Below are 20,726 nucleotides of genomic sequence, written 5' to 3'. Positions count from 1 at the left end.
GCAGTGTTGCCGGAAAGTTGACTGGACTTCCTGTCCGCGCCGTTCGTTCTCGATCGGGCAGCGACGGTGTGAGTGGCAATGCCCACTGTGGTACACGCTTGCCCCAGACGCTCGACTGTTCGTGGACCGAGGCATGTTCAGGCCGCCTGGCGCCTGTTCAGTACATCTGCACTGACGACTTTTTCGATCGCCATGGTCAGCAGCAGGGATCCGTCAAGCTTGTAGGCACGCTGAATGAGTTCTCGTGCCATGCCCTGCAGATTGTCCGGAGGCGCTTCAAAGCTGTCATCGGACAATTCCAGTACATCACCAATGCGATCCACCAGCAGACTGAAGGCACCCAGCTGGGTCTTGACCACGATGTTCATCGGCACCTCGTCAGGCTGCCTGTCAGGCAACTCCAGCAGGCTTCGCAGATCCACGGCTGTGACGATCTGTCCCCGCAGATTGATCAGTCCCTTGACCACATGGGGAGCCAGTGCCACCGGAGTGATCTCCTGAAAGCGGATGATCTCCTGGACCAGTTCGACCTCGATGCCGAAGTAGTATCGGTCCAGATAGAATGTACAGTAGGTCTGAGGCTTCGATGTGCTCATGCCGCTTCCTCCAGATCACTGATCAGATCGGATGTCGCGCTGATGAAGGAGCTCACATCCAGCAACTCGGTAACCTGTCCGTCGATCGCCGCCGTGCCCAGCACACCATCGCGGCTGGCCTTGCCACGGGTGTTCAGTACCTCATCCACCACGTCTATGATCTCCTTGACGATCAGGCCGATCTGACGCCCTTCTTCGCCAAACACCACCACTTGCAACAGGCCATCTTCCACGGGCTGATCTGCATGCATGGCACGACGCTCGTGCAGGAAATCCGACAGTTGCACCAGTGGAAGAATCTGTCCACGGTACTGCACTACCACATTGTTTCCCGCCGTTTCGGTGCGCTCCACTTCGAACTGTTCGAGTCGCGCAACGCGATTCAGCGGGATCGCCAGACGACCATCACTGGCGGTACTGACAAGCAGCAGGGTCTCACTCTTGCCGACCTTCTCGGCGATTCCGCTGACATTCAGGCTGACCGTACGATCAGGGCTGTCACTCATGACACGTGCGCGCTGCCCGATGCCAAGGGTATCCAGTATCAGGGCCACCCGACCATCGCCCATGATGGTGGCACCGGCAAACACCGGGATCGTCTTCAGCGCTTCGGTCAGGGGCTTGACCACGATTTCCTGGGTGTCGTTTATCTGATCGACGACCAGGCCGAAACGACATTTCTCGGCCTGCAATACCACGATATTCAAGGCGCCTTCCTGTGGTGTGTCGAGTCGAAGCTCCTTGTTCAGATAAACGATGGGCAACAACTGTCCTCGCAGTCGATGCACCGGGCAACCGTGGATGAACTCGATGGCATGCGACTGTTCTTCTTCATCGATCCGGATGAGTTCGATCAGATTGACCTGGGGAATGGCAAATCGCTGCCCTCCCGTGGATACGATCAGTGCAGGCACGATGGCCAGAGTCAGGGGCACGCGTATCTTGAACACCGTGCCTCGACCCACCTCGGTGTCAAGATCGATGGCGCCGCTGATCTTCTCGATATTGGTCTTGACCACATCCATGCCGACACCTCGACCCGAGATGTTGGTGACCGCCTCCGCCGTGGACAGCCCCGGCAGAAAGATCATCTTGCAGATTTCCTGATCCGACATGCGAGCGGCCTGCTCGGCAGTCACCACACCGTTCTCGATCGCCTTCTTGCTGATGCGCTGCGGGTTGATGCCGCCGCCATCATCGGAGATCTCGATATGCACTTGCCCCCCTTCGTGAAAGGCGCGCAGCAACAGCGTACCTTCCTCGGGCTTGCCGGCGGCGAGACGCTGTTCGGGGGTTTCGATGCCATGATCGACAGAGTTTCTGACAAGATGGGTGATGGGGTCCTTCATTGCCTCGATCAGACTTTTATCCAGTTCCGTCGATTTGCCTTCCATCTCCACCCGTATCTGCTTGCCGCAGGCACGCGACAGATCACGTACCACCCTTGGCAATTTGGCCCAGACACTGTGTATGGGTTGCATGCGGGTCTGCATGACGCCTTCCTGCAGCTCACTGGTGATCAGGTTAAGTCGCTGCGCTGCAGCCACGACCTGCGTATTCTCATGTGCGCCGACGTATTCGACAATCTGGTTGCGGGCCAGCACCAGCTCACCCACCAGATTCATCAATGAGTCGAGTACCGGTACATCCACGCGTATCGACGCCTCGACGATACCGGCCGTGGACTTGTCCTCGCGACCGACGGCAGGCTTGTCGGTCGCCGCCGCAACTGGCGTGCTGACGACATTCGCCGCCTTGTCGGCAGAGCTGCCGCTTTCCGCAGACTCTGCGGTGCGCTGATCCGGTTCGACGGCAGGTGGCTCACTCACCGGCGTTGGCTTGCCCTCGGCCTGTGCTGTGGCCGGTATCTCACTGCCACTCCGGGTCTTGCCATGGTCCTTCAGTTCAGTCAACTGGTCGATCAATTGCGTATACAGTTTTCGCCCATCATGACCATGGTCGGAGATCTCCGACAGCATCGCTCGCACGGCATCCACCATGGCGAGCAGACCCGTCGCTATCTCCTCGGTCATGCTGAATTCACCGTCTCGCAGTTTCACCAGCAGATTTTCACCAATGTGCGTGACCTTCTCCAGCCTGTCGAAACCGAAAAAGCCGCAGGTGCCCTTGATGGTATGCATGGACCGGAAAATCGACGACAGCAACTCTCGGTTGTCAGGTTGCTCTTCCAGCTCGATCAGCTCGCTGTCGACACGATCCAGGTTCTCGTAGCTCTCCTGCAGAAAGTCACGAAGCACCTCCTTCATCTCATCGTCCAGCTCCATGACCACCGGATCTTCAGCCAGTTCTTCCTCGACCACGGGCGTCTGCTCGGCAATGACAGCAGGCGTTGCCGGTACCGTCGGACCTGCTGCCGGGGCTTCGGTCAGGATATAGGCCTTGCTCTTCAATCGTTCGATCAACCCATCGAAGCGCACTTCTTCCGAACCGGTGGCAGTGATACGCTCCACCAGAGCGCGCAGTCCATCCGCCAGCTCCACCAGCAGATTGATGGTGTCGTCATTGACAGCTTCGACATGTGTCAGCAAGCCATGCAACACCGACTCCCCGGCATGTGCCAGTGTCTCGATACCGGAAAATTCCATCAGGCCCGCCTCGGCCTTGAGGGAATGAAGCATCGACATGATGTGAATCAGCGCCTGCGTGTCCTGTGGACTGTCCAGCAGGGAAGCAAGTTCGGAATCCAGCTGATTCAGACCATCATTGCTCTTGGACAGGAAGTCTAGTAGTACATCAGGCATGGTACGGGTTCTCTGGCTTTGCTCATGGAGCCTGAAACTGCAGCAACTAGACTGCTATCGACTCAAGCGCTGTCGACTGAACCATTCCCGACCTGGCTGACGTTAGCTGAGAGGCGGTGCAGACCTACGGCTCGCACCGTTGACCCGGTACTCTCTTACACGGAAGCGGCCTATCGATCCGGCTCCCGACCGTCAGTGACCAGGCACCATACAGTGACTCTGCAGGGCCGTCAGGGAACCTGCAGGTGCCGGTCAAGCAGTTCTGTCAGCTTCAGGCGATCGCAGATATGCTGCTTTTCCAGAAGATCGACATTCATGGCCTCGAACAGTTCTCCGGAGCCCTGCGGTGGACGAACGGCAGAGCACAGATAGACCTGGGTCTGCGTCAGATCCGAGTTGTCGTGCAACTCACTGATGAAATCCAGCCCCGTCATCTCGGGCATGTAGTAGTCCACGATCAGCAAGCGGGGCGTGCTTGTCTTCAGGTACGCCAGGGCTTCATCGGCCTGTGTGAACAGGCGTGACTGGAAATGACCCTTGCTGATGATCCATGAAACGATCTCGACCGTGAGTGCATCGTCATCCACCATGACCAGTTCATTGAGTGGACGTCTGGTTCCCGTGGAAGCCGCCAGAGCGGCACTCATCGATTCGTATCCTCTGCTCGACCCGGTCCGCTGATCAGGCGCTCCCTCTCCAGACGCTCCTTGAGCTTGTCTATCGACGTGTGCAGCCGTGACAGGCAGAATCGACAATCTGCATCCAGCATCATGAGCCGATCCGCGGATTCAGCGATAAGGGCAACATCATTGGACTCCAGAATTTCCTGGTACTGGTCAGTCAGATCCTGAAAACTGGCGCCCAGTGCCGCACTGAACCCATTGACGATGGCCAGAGATGCCCGCAGATCATGTGACGACATCCCCTTGTCGCTGGCAACAGTCTCACCGGCATGGTCCGGCGTCACGGTATCGGAATCGCCGTGTGACTGCTGCAAATCATCAGTGGGCACAACACTGTCGATCTTCATCTCATCGGCCTGTTGGTTGACGAATTTCGTGAGCATGGATACGCAAATGCCTTTCAGCTCCTGCAACTACCGGGCCGATGACACCTGTTACACATGCCTGATGAAGATATCGACCGCGCTGGCCGACTCTTGAAGCGACGACACCCATCAGGGGCCTTGCATGCGGTGTTCAGTGACAGGAATCCCGCCGGTATTGCGCGTACAGCCTCACCGGGCGGGAATTGTGACATTGTTGTAAACAATCAGGCCCCGACCACACGGCATGCACCGAGACGATGGACGCTGGGTATCATCCGGAACATCGGTGCACTCCGGCCCATCGGGAATCTCGCCTTGCACCCATTGCTGTAGTAACTCGGGAGAAAACTTATGTCATTCAACCTGATCGACCTGACCAGGGATCAGATCAGTGATCGGTTGCTCGGCATCATCGGCGGTATTCTCGACACACAAGACAGCCAGACCAGAGAGGCACTGTCCGCTGCGCTGCCCGGGCTGCTGAGCGGACTGATGAACGCCTGCAGTCAGCCGGCCGGGGCAAGCGCCTTGCTCGAGGCAGCCCGCAGCCAGAACGATGATGTTCTGCAGAACCTCTGCACTCTGCTGGACAGCAACCAGTCCAGCGCCGTCGCCACCCGGGGCAATTCCACCCTGTCCTGCCTCCTGGGCAGCAACGCACAAGGCCAACTGGCCGCAGTCATCGCCACTTACGCCGGAGTCAGTCGAGGCAACAGCAGTACATTGCTCGGCATGCTGACACCGCTCATCATTGGCGTCATCAAGAGGAAGATTCTCGACGATGGCATGCGCAGCAATGCTCTGATCCGCATGTTCAGAGCGCAGCGCAGCAACATCGGCGCTGCCATGCCACGCGGCCTTGCCGACCAGTTGCAGACTGCCGGATTCTTCGACAGCATTTCGACCGAGCCCGTCCTGGGGACCATGTCCACATCGAACGAAACAGCCCCTCTGACGCCTCGGCAGATTACTCCCGATTCGGGCATCACTCGCTCGGGCGGTGGCGTCCTGAAATGGCTGCTACCGCTGGTCGTGGTGGCGATTCCGGCTTTTTTCTGGATGCAATACCGGGGTGAGCAGGGTGACTCTGTGTCCATACCCCTCGACCAGACACACGATGCCGCGCCCCGGGCAACCGGCAAGCCGGTAGCCACGGTCCAGACACCGGCGCAGGCCACACTGGCCGACACGGTACAGAACGCCGATTCTCTGTTCGCCGAGGCGGTCCAGGCAGCGCAGGCCAGCATGCCCGAAGGCGTGGACCTGGCCAGCCTGACAAACAGACTGGAAGCGGTGTTCGGCTCGACAAGCCAGGCACTGGCCGGTATCAGTGATATCGAATCCGCCAGAACGGCGGTCGAGAACATCGAGGCAGCCAGTGACCGGCTGGACGAGCTGCAACCGGCCATATCGGACCTGCCAGCGGCTGCCGATGGTCCTGTCAATGCCATCGTGAGCAACGGCATCACGGTCCTGAAACCACTGATCGACAGGGTTACCGCCATTCCGGGAGTGGCCGAGCTGGTGCAACCCGTACTGGGTCCCATGCTGGAAACCCTGCAGGAGCTGACCGACTGAGTAGCGCATCGGCAAGCTCCCCGGACGCTGCGACAACGACAGTGCCGATCAGCTGGCCGTGCAGCGCTACCGTTTTCCCGGTCCGGCCCTGCCAACAGCCTCGGCCCGGTCCATCACTGCAGCTCTTTCATGGCCGCCCGCAAGGAGCCCTTGTGCTGCTCCAGTCGACGACGACCCTGGTCGGCACTGTCACCCAATGCGATCAGGGCAGCCAGTTTCACCCAGCCATCGGCCGCCGCCACTGCGGCAGCAGCCGGCTCTTCGGCGATCTGTGGCAACACGCCCTGCAACAGGCGAATACGTCGTTGATCCAGTTTGCGATTCACGGCGGCCATATCCACCATCAGATTGCCGTAAGTGCGATTGAGCCGAATCATCAGCGTTGTACTGAACAGGTTCAACGCGATCTTCTGCGCCGTCCCGGCAGCCATCCGGGTAGAACCTGCCAGCACTTCTGCGCCACTGTCGAGCCAGACGGGGCACTCGGCTGCACGCAACAGCCGGGTATCCGGATTGTTCGACATGCCGATCGTCAGCGCACCACGCTCTCGCGCACTTTCCAGCCAGGCACAGGTCCAGGGTGATTGCCCACTGGCGGCCAGTGCAATGACCACATCACTGTCATTGACAGCGGCCTCTGCCACATCGCGGCTGGCGGCTTCCGCATCATCTTCCACCCCTTCGATACTCGACAGCAATGCCTCGGAACCGCCGGCCATGCACAACAGCAGCCGCTCATGCGGCCAGCCGTAGGTCGGCCACATTTCCGCGCCATCCTGCACCGCCAGTCGTCCGGAGGCACCCGCGCCTGCCAGAATGAGTCGCCCCCCAGCCCCGGCCAGTCGCTCGGCGGCGGCGGTTACCGCACTATCCAGTGAATCCCGCGCCTGTCTGACGGCCTCGACCGCTCGCATCTGACTGTCGAGCAGGACGTCCAGAATCTCACTATTGGCCTTCAGATCCAGATCCTTGAGCGTCTCATCGATACTTTCGGTTGGCATCAGTGTCATGGCAATGTATCCAGTGTCTGTCGTATTCCGTCGAGCCAGAGTGCTTCCGGCTCATCGTTGTTGATTTCCAGCCAGCAGGCTCGAGCACCCGGTGCAATACAGCCGTAGTCGTCTCGCTGCAGCCATTGCGCCGGCACCCTGCTGCTCAGCTGCGCAATCTGTTCCCAGCTCAGCCCCCAACCGCGCAATACCTGCATGGAACGCTGCTGCGTCAGACAGCTGCCGGCCAGCGTGCCATCGGGCAGAACGACGCGATGTCCGACCTTGTCGATGGACAATGAACCCAGTTGATACTGACCATCGGGCATGCCCGCAGCAGCGGTGGCATCGGTGATGCTGTACAGGCCATCGATGGACCGACGCGCTGCATCGAAGGCGGCCTTGTCGACATGAATACCGTCAGTGATGATCTCGGCATGGGAGGCATAGGCCAAGGCTGCCACCGCCGCTCCGCCGTCGCGATGCAGTACCGGACTCATTGCATTATACAAGTGCGTCACCCCGACACCTTGCAGCAGTGCGGCAGCAGCGCTCGCCCAGCTGCACAACGTATGACCAATCTGGGCGCGTACGCCATAACGCTTGCACAACAGCGGCACCGCCCCGTCTTCATCCAGCTCCGGAGCATAGGTGATGACCCGGACCAGACCGGTCTTGAACCAGGATTCCAGTCGCTGCAAATCCAGCGGGGCCGGAAAATCCGGCTGCGCCCCGAGCTTGCCGGGACTGATGAACGGCCCTTCCAGATGCACACCCAGCAAATGCGCAGCCGACTTGCCACCGGCCGAGTCGGGTGAGTCTTGCGCGTCGATCTCGCGGCTGACACGTCCGACACTGGCCAGGAAATCCTCGATGGCCTCGAAGGGTGCAGTGACCGAGGTAGCCAGCATGCCGGCCGTGCCATGGGCCGCATGGGTTTGCAGGACCTTGCGCAAGGCAGCATCACCCTGCATCACGTCAGCCCCACCTCCACCATGTACATGCAGATCCAGCGGCGCCGGAATGAACAAGGGTTCATTGGCCGATACTTCATCTTCGCACAGGGCATGCACGATGGCGTCGTGCGTACAGACACCGTTGAACCAGCCTTCCCGGCAGAGCCAGCGCCCGCGGGTTTCCTGTCGTGTCATGGCGCCTCTCCGCAGGAATCGGCCCAGAGTTGCCACAGCCCCTGCAGGGCATCGCCTCGGGCAGGGTGCAATCGATCACCAATATACGCTCCCAGTCGATCCTGCATTCGCTCACCGATGCCCCCCACCACATGGACAGGCAGCTGGTCCGGGGCCAACTCCAGCAGGGCCAGGGCATGAGCCACACCATCATCCAGAAGGGACAGAGCCAGGGGGTCGCCGTTTGCCGCATGTTCGAACACCAGCGGTGCCAGTTGCGCCAGTACCCCCGACTGCGTCTGCGTACTCCACTGCTGAATCTCGGAAACACGCGTCCCCAGACGCGCAGTCAATGCCTCGATCAGACTGCCACTGTGGTGCCGCCCATCGACGTGCCATAGATACAGCTGCACCAGACGCATGCCCAGCCAGGCACCGGAGCCTTCATCGCCCACCGGAAAACCCCAGCCACCCACCATACCGCTCTGACCTTTCTCATCCAGCCAGTGCAGCACACTGCCGGTACCGATCGCCAGACAGATGCCGGGCTTGCCGGCACTGGCCCCCAGCAACTGGGCATGACCATCGGTGACCAGAGTGTGCGCCAGAGCTTCGGGCAGCTGTGCCAGAAAAACCCGGCGCCGGGTTTCCTGCAGTGAGCCTGCCAGCCCCATCATCAGTCGATCCGGCAGCCAGCCCGGCGAGCGATGCAACTGCCTTCGCAACTGCACCAGGCCCGAGTCGATGTTCTTCCAGGCCTCCTCGGCGCCGCGCGACAGACTCGCATGCCCGTCCACGATCACTCTGGCCAGCGGCATACCGGATTCGTCAAAAGCCGCCAACCGACAACGACTGCCGCCTCCGTCCACCGCCACGATTACTGCCATGCCATCAGTCCTGCCTTTTTCTCGAGCGTGAAGAATAGCCGGATGAGGCAGGGATACACACGATACACACCTGTTGCAAGCGTTCGTCTCGCAGAGCTGCCCCATCCGCCGGGAAGTTGCATTTTACGCCGCAACCCAAAGGCGATAGTATCCAACTACCCGAACATTCAATCACACAGAGGAAAGATCCATGCGTGGATTCCTGCCAAGAACTGTCGCACTGGCCGTCGGCCTTTGCCTGTCCGGTATTGCACTGGCCGACAAGACGATCATTACCATCGAAAGCTGGCGCGCCGAGGATCAGGCCATCTGGGACGATCTGATCCTGCCCGCCTTCGAAGCCGAGCATCCGGATATCGATGTGCAGTTCAAGCCCACCACTGCGACCGAATACAACGCCGCCCTGAATGCGCGTCTGGCTGGCGGCACCGCCGGCGACATCATCACCTGCCGGCCCTTCGACAATGCTCTGGCCATGTACGATGCCGGTAATCTGAGCGATATCAAGGACCTGCCAGGACTCGAGAACTTCTCCGATGTGGCCAAGGGTGCCTGGTCCACCGATGCCGGTGATGCCACCTTCTGCGTCCCCATGGCCTCGGTCATCCATGGCTTCATGTACAACAAGGATGCCTTCGCCGAACTCGGCCTGGAAGTACCGGCCACCGAAGCCGATTTCTATGCCGTGCTCGACGCGATCAAGGAAGATGGCAGCTACATCCCCATGGCCATGGGTACCAAGGACCAGTGGGAAGCGGCCACCATGGGCTATACCAATGTCGGTCCCACCTACTGGAACGGCGAGGAAGGCCGGCTGGCGCTGCTCGGTGGCGAGGCGAAATTCACGGATGATGCCTTTGTCGAAGGCTTCCGTCAGATGGAAAAATGGGTGCCGTATCTGGGTAACGGTTACCAGGCGCAGTCCTATACCGACAGCCAGAATCTCTTCACCCTGGGGCGTGCTGCCATCTATCCCACCGGTTCCTGGGAAATCACGGGCTTTCAGGAAAATGCCGATTTCGAGATCGGCGCATTCGCACCGCCAGCCAGGGATGCCGACAGCAGCTGCTACATCAGTGACCATACCGATATCGGTATCGGCATGAACGCCGCCACCAAGAACAAGGATGCTGCGCTGGCCTTCCTCGAGTGGACCACATCAGCCGAGTTTGCCGGTCTGCTGACCAATGCGGCACCCGGCTTCTTCTCCCTGGCCAATCATGACATCACGGTGGAGAACGAACTGGCCAAGGAATTCATCGCCATGCGTGGTGAGTGCGAAGCCACCATCCGGGTAGCGCACCAGATCCTGTCTCGGGGAGAGCCTGCGCTGGGCAATCATCTGTGGACACTGACAGCCAATGTGATCAACGGCAGCATGAGTGCCGATGAAGCGGCGGCCGATGCGCAGGCCAACGTCGACAGCTGGTACCAGCCATAAACCAGGCCCCGGCGTCTGCGTGGCGGTATGCGCAGACGCCGGACTTGCATCTTGCCGGCATCCACCCGTTCCCTGTTCATCGTCTACTTCCGACTGATATGCATCAGCAACGCTTTCGAACCATCAAGCGCGCACCCGGCCAGACCCTCCGTTACACCGGTGGATCGACTGTCGCGTGACTGAACCAGCTTCCACGACGAGACCACCACGCGCCGGCCGACGTTGGTACATCCTAGTATTTCTGGCACCGGCGACACTGATCTACACCGTCTTCGCCATCTACCCCATCTTCGAATCCCTGCGACTGTCGCTGTACAGCGCGCAGGAGAACCAACCCGTGTTCGTCGGCCTTGCCAACTATGCGAAGTTGATTGGCGAACCCTACTGGGCCGATCAGTTCTGGAACGCCTTCAAGAACAACGTGCTGCTGTTCCTGCTGCACATGCTGATCCAGAACCCCATCGCCCTGGCCCTGGCCGCCCTGCTGAGCGTTCCCACGCTCAAGGGGGCTGCCACCTATCGCACCATCTTCTTCCTGCCCACCCTGCTGTCGGTGGTCGTGGTCGGATTCATCTGGCAACTGATTCTCTCGCCGCTGTGGGGCGTGACGCCCGATGCCATGAAGGCGCTCGGCATCGGCCATCTGTTCCGCCCCTGGCTGGGCCTCGAAAGCAGTGCACTGGTCACGGTCACCCTGATTTCCATCTGGCAGTACGTCGGCATTCCGCTGATGCTGTTCTATGCCGCGCTGCTCAATGTACCGGAAGAGACCATCGAAGCGGCACGCATTGATGGTCTCAATGGCTGGTGGATCTTCTGGAAGGTGAAACTGCCACTGATTCTGCCAACGCTCGGGCTGGTGGCGATACTCACCTACATCGGCAACTTCACTGCCAGCTTCGATATCATCTACTCACTGCAGGGCGGCATGGCTGGTCCCAACTTCTCTACCGATGTCATGGGCACCTTCCTGTTCCGCAGCTTCTTCGGCTTTCAGGCGCAACTGGGTGATGAATACATGGGAGCCACGGTGGCCTCGGCGCTGTTCTTCATCATACTGGTGGGTGTAGGCTGCTATCTGTTCGGCGTGCAGCGCAGACTGCAACGGTACGACTCATGAGACGCATACAGGATCGACTCGGCAGCGTCGGCATTCATGCCATCCTGCTGAGCTGGACACTGCTGGCGCTGTTCCCGCTGGCCCTGATCGTGGTCAACAGCTTCAAGACGCGCAAGGCCATATTCGGAGACCCGCTGGGTCTGCCCACGGGCAAGGCACTCTCGCTCAAGGGGTATCAGAGCGTCATGACGAACAGCGACTTCCCGATGTTCTTCGGCAACAGCCTGATCGTTACCTGCGTGTCGCTGTTCTTCATCCTGCTGTTCGGTGCCATGGCGGCGCATGCAGTGTCCGAATACCGCTTCAAGGGCAATACCTTCATCGGCATCTATCTGATACTGGGCATCATGGTGCCGATACGATTGGGCACGGTTGCATTGTTGAATCTGATCGTGGACCTGGGCCTGGCCAATACCCTGACTGCCCTGATACTCGTGTACACCGCACAGGGCCTGCCCATCGCCATCTTCATCTTCACCGAGTTCCTGCGCTCGGTCTCACGTGAAATCAAGGACAGCGCGCGCATCGATGGCCTGTCCGAATACCGCATCTTCTTCGAAGTGGTGATTCCGCTGGTTCGCCCGGTCATTGCCACCGTTGCCGTGTTCTCCATGATCCCCATCTGGAACGATCTGTGGTTCCCGCTCATTCTCTCGCCCGGCGAGGAGACGCGTACCGTCACCCTTGGCGTACAGCAGTTCATCGGGCAGTACACGGTTCAATGGGGGTCGGTACTGGCGGCCCTGTCAGTGGCCATCCTGCCGGTTCTCATCATGTATGTGATCTTTTCTCGCCAGCTGATTCGCGGCATTACCTCTGGAGCAGTCAAAGGCTGATGGCTACGCTTGAACTCAAGGGCGTCGAGAAATTCTTCGGCGCCACTCAGGTCATTCACGACATGAACCTGTCAGTGGCTGACGGCGAACTGGTGGTCTTTGTCGGCCCCAGTGGCTGCGGCAAATCCACGCTGCTGCGCATGATTGCAGGCCTGGAGACACTCAGCAGCGGCGAGATCCATATCGACGGTCAGCGGGTCGATTATCAACCGCCTTCCAACCGTGGCATTGCCATGGTATTCCAATCGTATGCGCTCTATCCGCACAAGGATGTGCGCGGCAACCTGGGTTTCTCGCTCAAGCACGACAAGGTCGAGAAAAGCGAGATCGATCGCCGGGTGAACATTGCCGCCGACATTCTGGGACTGCAGGAGCTGATGAGTCGCAAGCCACGCGAACTCTCCGGTGGACAACGTCAGCGAGTCGCCATCGGGCGTGCCATCGTGCGTGAGCCCAAGGTCTTCCTGTTCGACGAACCCCTGTCGAATCTGGATGCGGCGCTGCGGGTCCACATGCGAGTCGAGATCCTGAAACTGCATCAGCGACTGAAGAACACGATGATCTACGTCACCCACGATCAGGTGGAAGCCATGACTCTGGCAGATCGCATCGTCGTGTTCCGAGCCGGCAAGGTCGAACAGATCGGCACTCCCCTGGAACTCTATCGAACCCCGAGCAATCGCTTCGTGGCGGGCTTCATCGGATCTCCAGCCATGAATTTTCTCGATGCCCAATGCACGGGCGGCCAGGTCACCCTGAATGGTCGGAATGTCTGCCACAGCGCGCATCCGGATGGGCCCATGACGCTCGGTGTCCGCCCCGAACATCTGCAGGTGGATGAACAGGGGCCTTTCCAGGGTAGCGTTCAGGTGTTCGAACACCTCGGTGGCGAAGCTTTCGTGCATCTGAGTCTCGCCGATGGGCAGACCCTGGTTGCCAAGCTCGATGGCGAACACCAGTTCCGTCCGGGTGACACCTGTCAACTGGGGATTGCAACAGACAAGTGTCATGTCTTCGACCGGGACGGCCTGCGCATCGCTTCCTGATGGAAATCATCATACGCCCCGATGCCAGCGCAGCCGTCGAACTGGTGTCCAGTCTGCTGTCACAACGCATCCGCAGTCAACCGGATTGCGTGCTGGGGCTTGCCACCGGTCGCACCATGGAGCAGTTGTACGAGAGCCTGGCCCGGCAGCCACTCTCCTTCCGGCAATGCTCCACGTTCAATCTGGATGAATACGTCGGCCTGACTGCCGATGACCCGCAATCCTATCGGCATTACATGCAGCAACATCTCTTTTCGAAGACCGACATCGATCTGCGGAATACCCATGTACCCGATGGCAGTGCCAGCGACCTGAAACAGGCCGCAAGCGACTACGAACAGGCGATTCAGGCTGCAGGTGGGATCGATGTGCAGCTGCTGGGCATCGGTGAAGCCGGACATATCGGATTCAACGAGCCCCTGTCAGCCATCATGTCGCGTACTCGGGACAAATGCCTGACACCGACCACGCGTCGGCAGAACGCCGGCATGTTCGGCGGAGACGCCGAGCGTGTCCCCAGCCGTGCCCTCACGATGGGTGTTGGAACCATACTGGATGCGCGTGAAATCATTCTGCTGGCCACCGGCAAGGCCAAGGCGGCCATCATCGCCCAGGCGGTGGAAGGCCCCATTACCTCGATGGTCAGCGCCTCCGCCCTGCAACTGCACCCCAACTGCAAGGTTATCGTCGATGACGATGCGGCCTCTGGATTGCAAGGACGCGAGTACTACGATTTCGTATTCGACAATGAACCCGAATGGGCAGATTTTCGACCCTGAGGGCAGATCATCACGACGCTGCATCGTTCAGCTGGGGTTAATGACACTCTGCGTATGCTGTGGTATCCACATCGCTAATGCAGCGTTCATCCCGCACAGACACTACGGCCCTGTGCCGCCTGCCTGATCATCCGACAGACAACACGGACACACACCATGCAATTCAAGGCTTCGACTCTGACCCTTTCCACGCTTGCCAGTCTGGTTCTACTGACAGCCTGTGACAGTTCCACCGGTGGTGCCGCAGGTGATGATCTCGACGACAATCTGGAAGCGATCGAACTGCTGGCGCCGTTCACGGGCATCTACGATCTTCAGGACGACTGGAGCACACTCGACGGCATGGATACGGATGAAGCCTTTCTGACGATCGATACACCGGGATCCGAGGGTACGTCCGAGGCGCTGTTCCACGACTTCGATGATCTCGACAACTGTTTTCCGAGTCGCCCCACCGAGGGCATTGTGCGCAAGGATGATTTCAGCGACCGCATCTTTCTCGATGACATCTTCCAGTTCGCTGACGCCGAGCTGTTTCTCTCGGGCACGACCCTGACCATCGAGTTCAATGATGATTTCGATCTGGACGCCGATGGCAGCACACAGGATCGAATCAGTGTCACCGCAGAACAGCTGGGTGTTGCCCGCCTGTCGGATCTGGGGGCAGACTGCTGATCGCCGCACCGATGGTGGAACGGATGCATGACGTATGCGGCTGGACACCGGATTCCATACCAGGATGACTTTGCCGAGTGCCCGACAAGCACTGAAGCAGCGACATTGTCAGGCACTCACATCATGCAACTGCCTTTTCCAGTGGCCACCGTATACTCGCTGATGAAACGGAAAGGCCTTGACCACCTCTTCGAGCAGGATGATCGAATAGATCCAGAATACCGACAGGTCCAGATAGACCACTGACAACACCGTCAGTGGGACCGTCACCAGCCACTGCGATCCCATGTGAATCTTCATCGAACTGGCGGCATCGCCACCGGCCCGCAGCAGATTGCCACACAGTGTGTTTGACGTGCGCAACAGAGGCAGCAATATCAACAGCGGCAGAAACTGCCACAGATAGCCCAGCGTCTCGGGCTGCAGACCCGGATACAGCCATTCGAACGAGTAACACATGAGGACGAAGCTGAGCGCCACCAGCAGGCCCAGGCAAAAGGAGAAACGCCAGGCACGAGCGACAAAGTCATCCAGCATATCCAGCCGACCACCCCCCAGAATCTGCCCCACCAGTATGCCCGTCGCCTGCGCCCAGGAGGTCACGATCTGTCCACCGACCCGAACCCAGGGAAAGATCAACGTCAGTGCCGCGAATTGATTCACGCCCAGTCGAGAGTAGAACAGCATGCAGACACTCAGGGACAGTGTCATGCTGATGAACGAGCCGGCTATGGGCCAGGCCTGCACAAAGTGCCTGCGCACATCCTGCAGCGCACCGCCCGATGGGCTTCCACGCTTCAGAGTCACTGCAAACGGCCCTGAATACAGACACCACAGCAGGAAGATCGAGCGAAGCGATACAGCAGCCAGTGTACCCATGGCCGCCCCCGCCAGCCCCATGGCAGGCAGGCCGGCATGACCATGAATCAGCAGAAAGCTCAGCAAGGCATTCACCGGCAGTTCGATCAGATTGCTGTAGAACGGAATGCGACTGTTGCCGCTGGCGTTGAAGAAAACCGTGATGTTCTGGGAAACGGCGACACCCACGAATACCAGGCAGAAGATCGACAGATAGCGCATTGCCTGCTCTGCAATAGAGGGTGTTTCCGCCAGTCTCTGCAGTAGATCCCCCGCGGCGAACTGAATCAGCGCGATGCCGACTCCGGCAACCAGCAGATTGATGAGCAACCCTGCCCGAAAGCCCGATCTGATGGCGTTATTCCGCCTGGCGCCAACCGCTTGCGCCACAATCAACTGGGTACCATTGGAAAAGGCGAACAGCGACCCGATGACCAGGCTCGCCAGACTCGCCGCCAGACCCATCGCCGCCAGCGATTGCTCACCCAAGGGCGTTATCAGTACGGTATCCACGATCAGAACTGCCTGCAACAGCAGGGCATTGAGTGCAAGCGGCCAGGCAAGCGCCCCCACGGTACGCAATGTGGGCACGGCCAACTCGGGCGCAGAATCCCGGGGACTGGTGCAACAGGCCTTCTCAGCCATTGTGGATCACTATCGGTCGTTCCAGAGAGGTGATGCAGACTCCATGACCGCTGTCGACAGCCGACACCATTCACGCTGCAATATCTGATTATACTTCATGTATATCAGATATGAGCATGCTGACTGTCAATGGCGGCGTTCGCCGCATTCGGACCATTGCTCGCCGGTTTCCCGATCGATATGACGGCTACCGGTCAATGAGAGGAATTCCGCAACAAGTTGATACATGAGTGAAACCTGAACATACATCGCAAAACGAGCATGCCGGTAGGATTCACCGGCAGTGCAGCTGTTCGCCCGATGACAGGCCTCCAAGCCGCTTGAGTTGGCCGTGCGACTGACCATTCAACCTGACCACGACAGTGTCTGCCTTCAACAATGACCGCTCCCACGAAATCAATGCAAGGTGCGATGCTTCGCTGTGCACTGCTCGGTTTGATGCTGCATGTCGGCCATTCGCAAGCACATGAAACAGACCCGACTCCACAGGGGATAGCCGACCACTGCGCTCTGATAAAGGACTCCGTGGAACAAGCCGGATTTGCCGATCAGGTCAGCGTCAGCTGCGAAAACGGATTCGCCTATCTGAGCTCTTCCAGCTATCCCGATCATGAACTGATGACAGGTATTGTCGGATCCAACGAACAAGTACCCATTCCGGCGGTCGGCTATTCGGCCCCCGTTCCTCTGCAGGCGACACCAGGCTCAACCCCGAAGACACGTGATGCAGCACTGGCTATCGCCGTCAACGGCGTGCCAATATTCGACTATACCGGAGGCGGTGAGATGAGCGAGCAGGATCTTCATCACCACCAGACGCAACACGATACCCTGCTGACGGAGCAGCTCGATGCCTGCGGTGGGCATGCAGGACGCGGTGACGATTACCACTATCACATGGCCCCCGGCTGCATGATGGAGGCCATGGAAAACGCCGGTGATGCTGCCATCATCGGCTGGGCATTCGACGGCTTTCCGCTCTTCGGGAACAACAACCCCGATGGCACAAAGATGGACGAGCAGGCGCTGGATGTCTGCAATGGGCAGACCGATGAGACCTTTGGCTATCGCTATCACACCTCGGACGAGGCGCCGTACATCATTCAATGCCTGATGGGAAACGTGCCTGATTTCGACCGCCTGCCACGTATCGCACCGCTGAGACCTGCAGAAGGCAGCGAACCCATGCAAGCCGGACGTCCACCTGCCGGAGGGGTAGACGACCTTGTATTCACGCAATTCGATTCAGGTTCCCGCAGTCTGGATTATTCCTATCAGGGGGAGGCCTACTACATTCGCTACAAGCCTTCCGACTCGCCGGCTTGCTACGAACTGGAGACAAGGACGGTCACCAACAACGGCGTCGTAAAGACTGGCGTGTATTGCCGATGAACAATTGCTCGCACGCGATGACGGACAAGGTTTTTCACCAGCACTGGTGCACAGCCTTGCGGTGCGGCACAAGCCGCCCTGATCAGGCCCCGGTTTTGGTCCAGGCCGCCATTTCGTTACCGTGAGGATCAACGAAATGGAAGCGGCGCCCACCGGGGAACTCGAATATGGCCTTGTTGATGCGACCACCGGCGGCAATCACGGATTGCTCTGTCGCCTCCAGGTCACTGGCGTAGAAGATCACCAGCGCTGCACCCTGTTCGCTGGTTGACACCTTGTCGGAACGGTAGAAACCTCCGTCCAGTTTGCCGTCAGAGAACGCACGATACTGTTCGCCGTAATCCTCGAAGCTCCAGCCGAACACTTTTTCGTAAAACGCCTGCACCGCATCGAAATCACCTGCGGGTAGTTCGATGTAATCGATTTTCAGATCAGTGGACATCGTTTGCCTCCGGCTAGTACAGCTGTTTGTATTGCTGCTTGTACTGCTTGTACTGCTTGTACTGCTTGTACTGCGTGTACTGCGTGTACTGCGTGTACTGCGTGTACTGCGTGTACTGCGTGTACCGCTTGTACCGCTTGTACCGCTTGTACCGCTTGTACCGCTTGTACCGCTTGTACCGCTTGTACCGCTTGTACCGCTTGCACCGCTTGCACCGCTTGCACCGCTTGCACCGCTTGCACCGCTTTTACCGCTTGTACCGCTTGTACTGCTTGTACTGCTTGTACTGCTTGTACTGCTTGTACCGCTTGTACCGCTTGCAACACTACCTTTCCTGCTTCTTGTACAGCTGCCTGAACCATTGCGTGAGCAACTGCCCGCACTGACTCTCCCGAACCGACCAACACACCGCTGTCAATGACGCTGGCATTGCCCTTCGGTCTACAGATCCACCGACTTGCCACTTCTGACACTCTCGTCCGCTGCAATGCAGACGCGTAACGATTGCACGGCATCGCGCCAGTGCCGGGTCAGATCTGTATTGTTGCATATGGCATCGTACAGATACGCCTGCTCACGATCACACAGAGCCTGGTGACCGGGCTCGTCCTGCATGTCGAGCAGCACATCCGGTGTGGAAAAATGACCCGCCTCATCCAGCGCCGCCCGGTGCAGGCGAATGCGCGAAGTGCGGGTATGGGCATCGATATCGTCCGAGCGAACATTATCATCCATCACGATGGACACTGCCCCCCGGGGGGAAATGATGTCCTTCACGAAGAAGGCGCTCTCGGAAATCATCGGTCCCCAACCCGCTTCATACCAACCCACCGAGCCATCATCGAAGCGCACCTGGAAGTGTCCGTAGTTGTACATGTCACTGCTGACATCCTCACTCAGACGTACCCCCATGCCGGTTACCTGCACTGGCATGGCATCGGTTATCTGGCACATGACATCGACATAGTGAACACCGCAATCCACCAATGGCGAGGTGGATTGCATCAGTTGCAGATGAGTCTGCCAGGTAGCCCCCGAAGACTGCTGATTGAGATTGAGTCGGAACACATAGGGTCCACCCAGATCACGGGCTTCCTGAATCAGTCGCGTCCATGACGGGTGGTGCCGCAGGATATAGCCCACCACCAGCTTGCGATCGTGTTTTCGAGCTGCCGCGACCACTCGCTCGGCATCGGCAACCGTCGTTGCCATGGGTTTTTCGAGAAAGACATGTCGCCCCCTTTCCAACGCCGCAATGGCAAAGGCGGCGTGCGAGTCCGTGTAGGTATTGATCGACACCACATCGCATTCCAGAGAGTCGAGCGCCTGATGAAAATCGCTGTACATCGGATAATCCGCCAGTTCTGCTGGCAGATTGTCCGGTGTCGAACGATTGACCAATCCGATGATCTCGAATCCCGGATGCGCATGACAGGCAAGGGCATGACTGCGCCCCATGTTGCCGAGACCTGCAATCAGAATCTTCAATGGCCGCATCAAGCTGTCCTGTTCATCTCATGGCATTACAAGGGAAAATAACACGCCACCGGATGGGCTTCCTGTTCATCCAGTTCGGGGGCTGACTGCCGACAGCGTTCCTCGGCCTTCCAGCATCGTGGATTGAAGGCACAGCCCTTGGGCGGTTTCAGCGGTGACGGCAGTTCACCCTCCAGGCGAATGCGAGTCTGCTCTCGTGTCGGATCCGCCACCGGCGTGGCCGACAGCAATGCTCGCGTGTACGGATGGCGCGGCGCATCGAACACATCACTGGCAAGCCCTTTCTCCACCACACGCCCCAGGTACATCACCATGACTTCATCGGCCATGTGTCGAACCACCGACAGATCATGGGAAATGAACAGATAGGCCAGATTCAGACGCTCCTGCAGTTCCACCAGCAGATTGAGGATCTGCGACTGTATGGACAGATCCAGAGCCGATACCGGTTCATCGAGCACCAGAATGCGCGGATCCAGCATCAGTGCGCGTGCCACGGCAATGCGCTGCCGCTGACCACCGGAGAACATGTGCGGATAGCGATCGTAGTGCTCCGGGCGCAAGCCGACCATCGCCAGCATCTCCCGCGCCTGCTGCTCACGCTGAGCTCTGGAGACATCCGGCCGATTGATCAGCACCGGCTCTTCCAGAATGCGTCCGATGGTCTGCCGCGGGTTCAGGGAGCCGAAGGGGTCCTGAAAGACAATCTGCACCGATGCACGCAGCGCAGCCTGTTGTGCGTCGGTCAGTGGTTCGTCACTGCGAATGTGATGACCGTCGAGCGTCAGTTCTCCCGAGGAAGGCTGTTCGATCATGGTCACTACACGTGCCAGCGTCGACTTCCCGCAGCCTGACTCACCCACCACCGCCAGGGTGCGTCCAGCCTGCAGGCTGAAGGAGGCATTGCTCAGCGCCTTGACGGTCGCCGTACCACCAAAGAAGCCGTTGGACACCTCATAGTGACGGCTGAGCGCCCGGGCTTCGATCAGAGTGTTGTCCATGGTC

The 20,726-nt window shown here is 59.0% G+C and carries 19 protein-coding genes; 8 read left to right on the top strand and 11 right to left on the bottom strand.

Annotation, left to right across the window (positions count from 1 at the left end; all coding sequences use genetic code 11):
* Positions 1-137 precede the first annotated feature (137 nt).
* From ACUNV4_RS25110 to ACUNV4_RS25095, 4 genes are all read right to left on the bottom strand, one after another.
* Positions 138-596: a chemotaxis protein CheW gene (locus tag ACUNV4_RS25110; RefSeq protein ID WP_430881399.1), complete on the bottom strand. Its 459-nt coding sequence runs from the start codon at positions 594-596 to the stop codon at positions 138-140.
* Complete coding sequence (locus ACUNV4_RS25105) at positions 593-3,358, bottom strand: chemotaxis protein CheW (RefSeq protein ID WP_430881398.1); 2,766 nt, start codon at positions 3,356-3,358, stop codon at positions 593-595. Before ACUNV4_RS25105 ends, ACUNV4_RS25110 begins: the two co-directional genes overlap by 4 nt.
* Positions 3,359-3,588: 230 nt before the next feature.
* Positions 3,589-4,005: a response regulator gene (locus ACUNV4_RS25100; RefSeq protein WP_430881397.1), complete on the bottom strand. Its 417-nt coding sequence runs from the start codon at positions 4,003-4,005 to the stop codon at positions 3,589-3,591.
* Positions 4,002-4,424 (bottom strand): hypothetical protein, encoded by a 423-nt coding sequence (locus ACUNV4_RS25095; protein WP_430881396.1) that lies wholly within the window; start codon positions 4,422-4,424, stop codon positions 4,002-4,004. Before ACUNV4_RS25095 ends, ACUNV4_RS25100 begins: the two co-directional genes overlap by 4 nt.
* A gap of 333 nt (positions 4,425-4,757) precedes the next feature.
* Between ACUNV4_RS25095 and ACUNV4_RS25090 the strand changes: the two genes are divergently transcribed.
* The gene (locus ACUNV4_RS25090) at positions 4,758-5,984 is read left to right on the top strand and encodes a DUF937 domain-containing protein (protein WP_430881395.1); all 1,227 of its coding nucleotides are present in this window, start codon (positions 4,758-4,760) and stop codon (positions 5,982-5,984) included.
* Positions 5,985-6,097: 113 nt separating this feature from the next.
* Here ACUNV4_RS25090 and ACUNV4_RS25085 read toward each other — a convergent pair whose 3' ends face one another.
* From ACUNV4_RS25085 to ACUNV4_RS25075, 3 genes are read right to left on the bottom strand one after another with little or no spacing between them, the layout of a single operon-like run.
* On the bottom strand, positions 6,098-6,994 hold the full coding sequence (locus tag ACUNV4_RS25085) for an N-acetylmuramic acid 6-phosphate etherase (RefSeq protein WP_430881394.1): 897 nt from the start codon (positions 6,992-6,994) through the stop codon (positions 6,098-6,100).
* Entirely contained in the window at positions 6,991-8,124 is a 1,134-nt protein-coding gene (locus ACUNV4_RS25080) for an N-acetylglucosamine-6-phosphate deacetylase (protein WP_430881393.1), read from the bottom strand. The genes ACUNV4_RS25085 and ACUNV4_RS25080 overlap by 4 nt, the downstream gene beginning before the upstream one ends.
* A complete protein-coding gene (locus ACUNV4_RS25075; protein ID WP_430881392.1) occupies positions 8,121-8,990 on the bottom strand; it encodes a BadF/BadG/BcrA/BcrD ATPase family protein in 870 nt (289 codons plus the stop codon). The genes ACUNV4_RS25080 and ACUNV4_RS25075 overlap by 4 nt, the downstream gene beginning before the upstream one ends.
* A gap of 190 nt (positions 8,991-9,180) precedes the next feature.
* On the opposite strand from ACUNV4_RS25075, the gene ACUNV4_RS25070 reads away from it, so the two are divergent.
* The 6 genes from ACUNV4_RS25070 to ACUNV4_RS25045 all read left to right on the top strand — a co-directional run bounded on the left by ACUNV4_RS25070 (position 9,181) and on the right by ACUNV4_RS25045 (position 14,887).
* Positions 9,181-10,431: an ABC transporter substrate-binding protein gene (locus tag ACUNV4_RS25070; protein ID WP_430881391.1), complete on the top strand. Its 1,251-nt coding sequence runs from the start codon at positions 9,181-9,183 to the stop codon at positions 10,429-10,431.
* Positions 10,432-10,606: 175 nt separating this feature from the next.
* On the top strand, positions 10,607-11,551 hold the full coding sequence (locus ACUNV4_RS25065; protein WP_430881390.1) for a carbohydrate ABC transporter permease: 945 nt from the start codon (positions 10,607-10,609) through the stop codon (positions 11,549-11,551).
* Complete coding sequence (locus ACUNV4_RS25060; protein WP_430881389.1) at positions 11,548-12,387, top strand: carbohydrate ABC transporter permease; 840 nt, start codon at positions 11,548-11,550, stop codon at positions 12,385-12,387. The genes ACUNV4_RS25065 and ACUNV4_RS25060 overlap by 4 nt, the downstream gene beginning before the upstream one ends.
* Complete coding sequence (locus ACUNV4_RS25055; protein WP_430881388.1) at positions 12,387-13,433, top strand: ABC transporter ATP-binding protein; 1,047 nt, start codon at positions 12,387-12,389, stop codon at positions 13,431-13,433. The genes ACUNV4_RS25060 and ACUNV4_RS25055 overlap by 1 nt, the downstream gene beginning before the upstream one ends.
* Positions 13,433-14,212, top strand: coding sequence for a glucosamine-6-phosphate deaminase (gene nagB, locus ACUNV4_RS25050; RefSeq protein ID WP_430881387.1), 780 nt, complete (start codon positions 13,433-13,435; stop codon positions 14,210-14,212). The genes ACUNV4_RS25055 and nagB overlap by 1 nt, the downstream gene beginning before the upstream one ends.
* 156 nt (positions 14,213-14,368) lie before the next feature.
* Positions 14,369-14,887, top strand: coding sequence for a hypothetical protein (locus tag ACUNV4_RS25045; RefSeq protein WP_430881386.1), 519 nt, complete (start codon positions 14,369-14,371; stop codon positions 14,885-14,887).
* Between the two features lie 108 nt (positions 14,888-14,995).
* Here the strand turns inward: ACUNV4_RS25045 and ACUNV4_RS25040 are convergent, their stop codons facing one another.
* Entirely contained in the window at positions 14,996-16,390 is a 1,395-nt protein-coding gene (locus tag ACUNV4_RS25040; RefSeq protein WP_430881385.1) for an MATE family efflux transporter, read from the bottom strand.
* A 411-nt stretch (positions 16,391-16,801) separates the two neighbouring features.
* On the opposite strand from ACUNV4_RS25040, the gene ACUNV4_RS25035 reads away from it, so the two are divergent.
* Entirely contained in the window at positions 16,802-17,782 is a 981-nt protein-coding gene (locus tag ACUNV4_RS25035) for a YHYH protein (protein WP_430881384.1), read from the top strand.
* 82 nt (positions 17,783-17,864) lie between these two features.
* Here ACUNV4_RS25035 and ACUNV4_RS25030 read toward each other — a convergent pair whose 3' ends face one another.
* The 3 genes from ACUNV4_RS25030 to ACUNV4_RS25020 all read right to left on the bottom strand — a co-directional run bounded on the left by ACUNV4_RS25030 (position 17,865) and on the right by ACUNV4_RS25020 (position 20,722).
* Positions 17,865-18,224 (bottom strand): VOC family protein, encoded by a 360-nt coding sequence (locus tag ACUNV4_RS25030; protein ID WP_430881383.1) that lies wholly within the window; start codon positions 18,222-18,224, stop codon positions 17,865-17,867.
* Positions 18,225-18,665: 441 nt separating this feature from the next.
* On the bottom strand, positions 18,666-19,721 hold the full coding sequence (locus ACUNV4_RS25025) for a Gfo/Idh/MocA family protein (protein WP_430881382.1): 1,056 nt from the start codon (positions 19,719-19,721) through the stop codon (positions 18,666-18,668).
* Between the two features lie 26 nt (positions 19,722-19,747).
* Positions 19,748-20,722, bottom strand: coding sequence for an ABC transporter ATP-binding protein (locus ACUNV4_RS25020; RefSeq protein ID WP_430881381.1), 975 nt, complete (start codon positions 20,720-20,722; stop codon positions 19,748-19,750).
* Between the last annotated feature and the right edge of the window lie 4 nt (positions 20,723-20,726).

Source organism: Granulosicoccus sp. 3-233 (assembly GCF_052681095.1).
This window is presented reverse-complemented; position numbering and strand designations above follow the sequence as displayed.

What these genes read in the sequence shown, in the direction of transcription:
- ACUNV4_RS25110 (WP_430881399.1), bottom strand. Translation starts at nt 596, where the DNA reads ATGAGCACATCGAAGCCTCAGACCTACTGTACATTCTATCTGGACCGA.
- ACUNV4_RS25105 (WP_430881398.1), bottom strand. Translation starts at nt 3,358, where the DNA reads ATGCCTGATGTACTACTAGACTTCCTGTCCAAGAGCAATGATGGTCTG.
- ACUNV4_RS25100 (WP_430881397.1), bottom strand. Translation starts at nt 4,005, where the DNA reads ATGAGTGCCGCTCTGGCGGCTTCCACGGGAACCAGACGTCCACTCAAT.
- ACUNV4_RS25095 (WP_430881396.1), bottom strand. Translation starts at nt 4,424, where the DNA reads ATGCTCACGAAATTCGTCAACCAACAGGCCGATGAGATGAAGATCGAC.
- ACUNV4_RS25090 (WP_430881395.1), top strand. Translation starts at nt 4,758, where the DNA reads ATGTCATTCAACCTGATCGACCTGACCAGGGATCAGATCAGTGATCGG.
- ACUNV4_RS25085 (WP_430881394.1), bottom strand. Translation starts at nt 6,994, where the DNA reads ATGACACTGATGCCAACCGAAAGTATCGATGAGACGCTCAAGGATCTG.
- ACUNV4_RS25080 (WP_430881393.1), bottom strand. Translation starts at nt 8,124, where the DNA reads ATGACACGACAGGAAACCCGCGGGCGCTGGCTCTGCCGGGAAGGCTGG.
- ACUNV4_RS25075 (WP_430881392.1), bottom strand. Translation starts at nt 8,990, where the DNA reads ATGGCAGTAATCGTGGCGGTGGACGGAGGCGGCAGTCGTTGTCGGTTG.
- ACUNV4_RS25070 (WP_430881391.1), top strand. Translation starts at nt 9,181, where the DNA reads ATGCGTGGATTCCTGCCAAGAACTGTCGCACTGGCCGTCGGCCTTTGC.
- ACUNV4_RS25060 (WP_430881389.1), top strand. Translation starts at nt 11,548, where the DNA reads ATGAGACGCATACAGGATCGACTCGGCAGCGTCGGCATTCATGCCATC.
- ACUNV4_RS25055 (WP_430881388.1), top strand. Translation starts at nt 12,387, where the DNA reads ATGGCTACGCTTGAACTCAAGGGCGTCGAGAAATTCTTCGGCGCCACT.
- nagB (WP_430881387.1), top strand. Translation starts at nt 13,433, where the DNA reads ATGGAAATCATCATACGCCCCGATGCCAGCGCAGCCGTCGAACTGGTG.
- ACUNV4_RS25045 (WP_430881386.1), top strand. Translation starts at nt 14,369, where the DNA reads ATGCAATTCAAGGCTTCGACTCTGACCCTTTCCACGCTTGCCAGTCTG.
- ACUNV4_RS25040 (WP_430881385.1), bottom strand. Translation starts at nt 16,390, where the DNA reads ATGGCTGAGAAGGCCTGTTGCACCAGTCCCCGGGATTCTGCGCCCGAG.
- ACUNV4_RS25035 (WP_430881384.1), top strand. Translation starts at nt 16,802, where the DNA reads ATGCTTCGCTGTGCACTGCTCGGTTTGATGCTGCATGTCGGCCATTCG.
- ACUNV4_RS25030 (WP_430881383.1), bottom strand. Translation starts at nt 18,224, where the DNA reads ATGTCCACTGATCTGAAAATCGATTACATCGAACTACCCGCAGGTGAT.
- ACUNV4_RS25025 (WP_430881382.1), bottom strand. Translation starts at nt 19,721, where the DNA reads ATGCGGCCATTGAAGATTCTGATTGCAGGTCTCGGCAACATGGGGCGC.
- ACUNV4_RS25020 (WP_430881381.1), bottom strand. Translation starts at nt 20,722, where the DNA reads ATGGACAACACTCTGATCGAAGCCCGGGCGCTCAGCCGTCACTATGAG.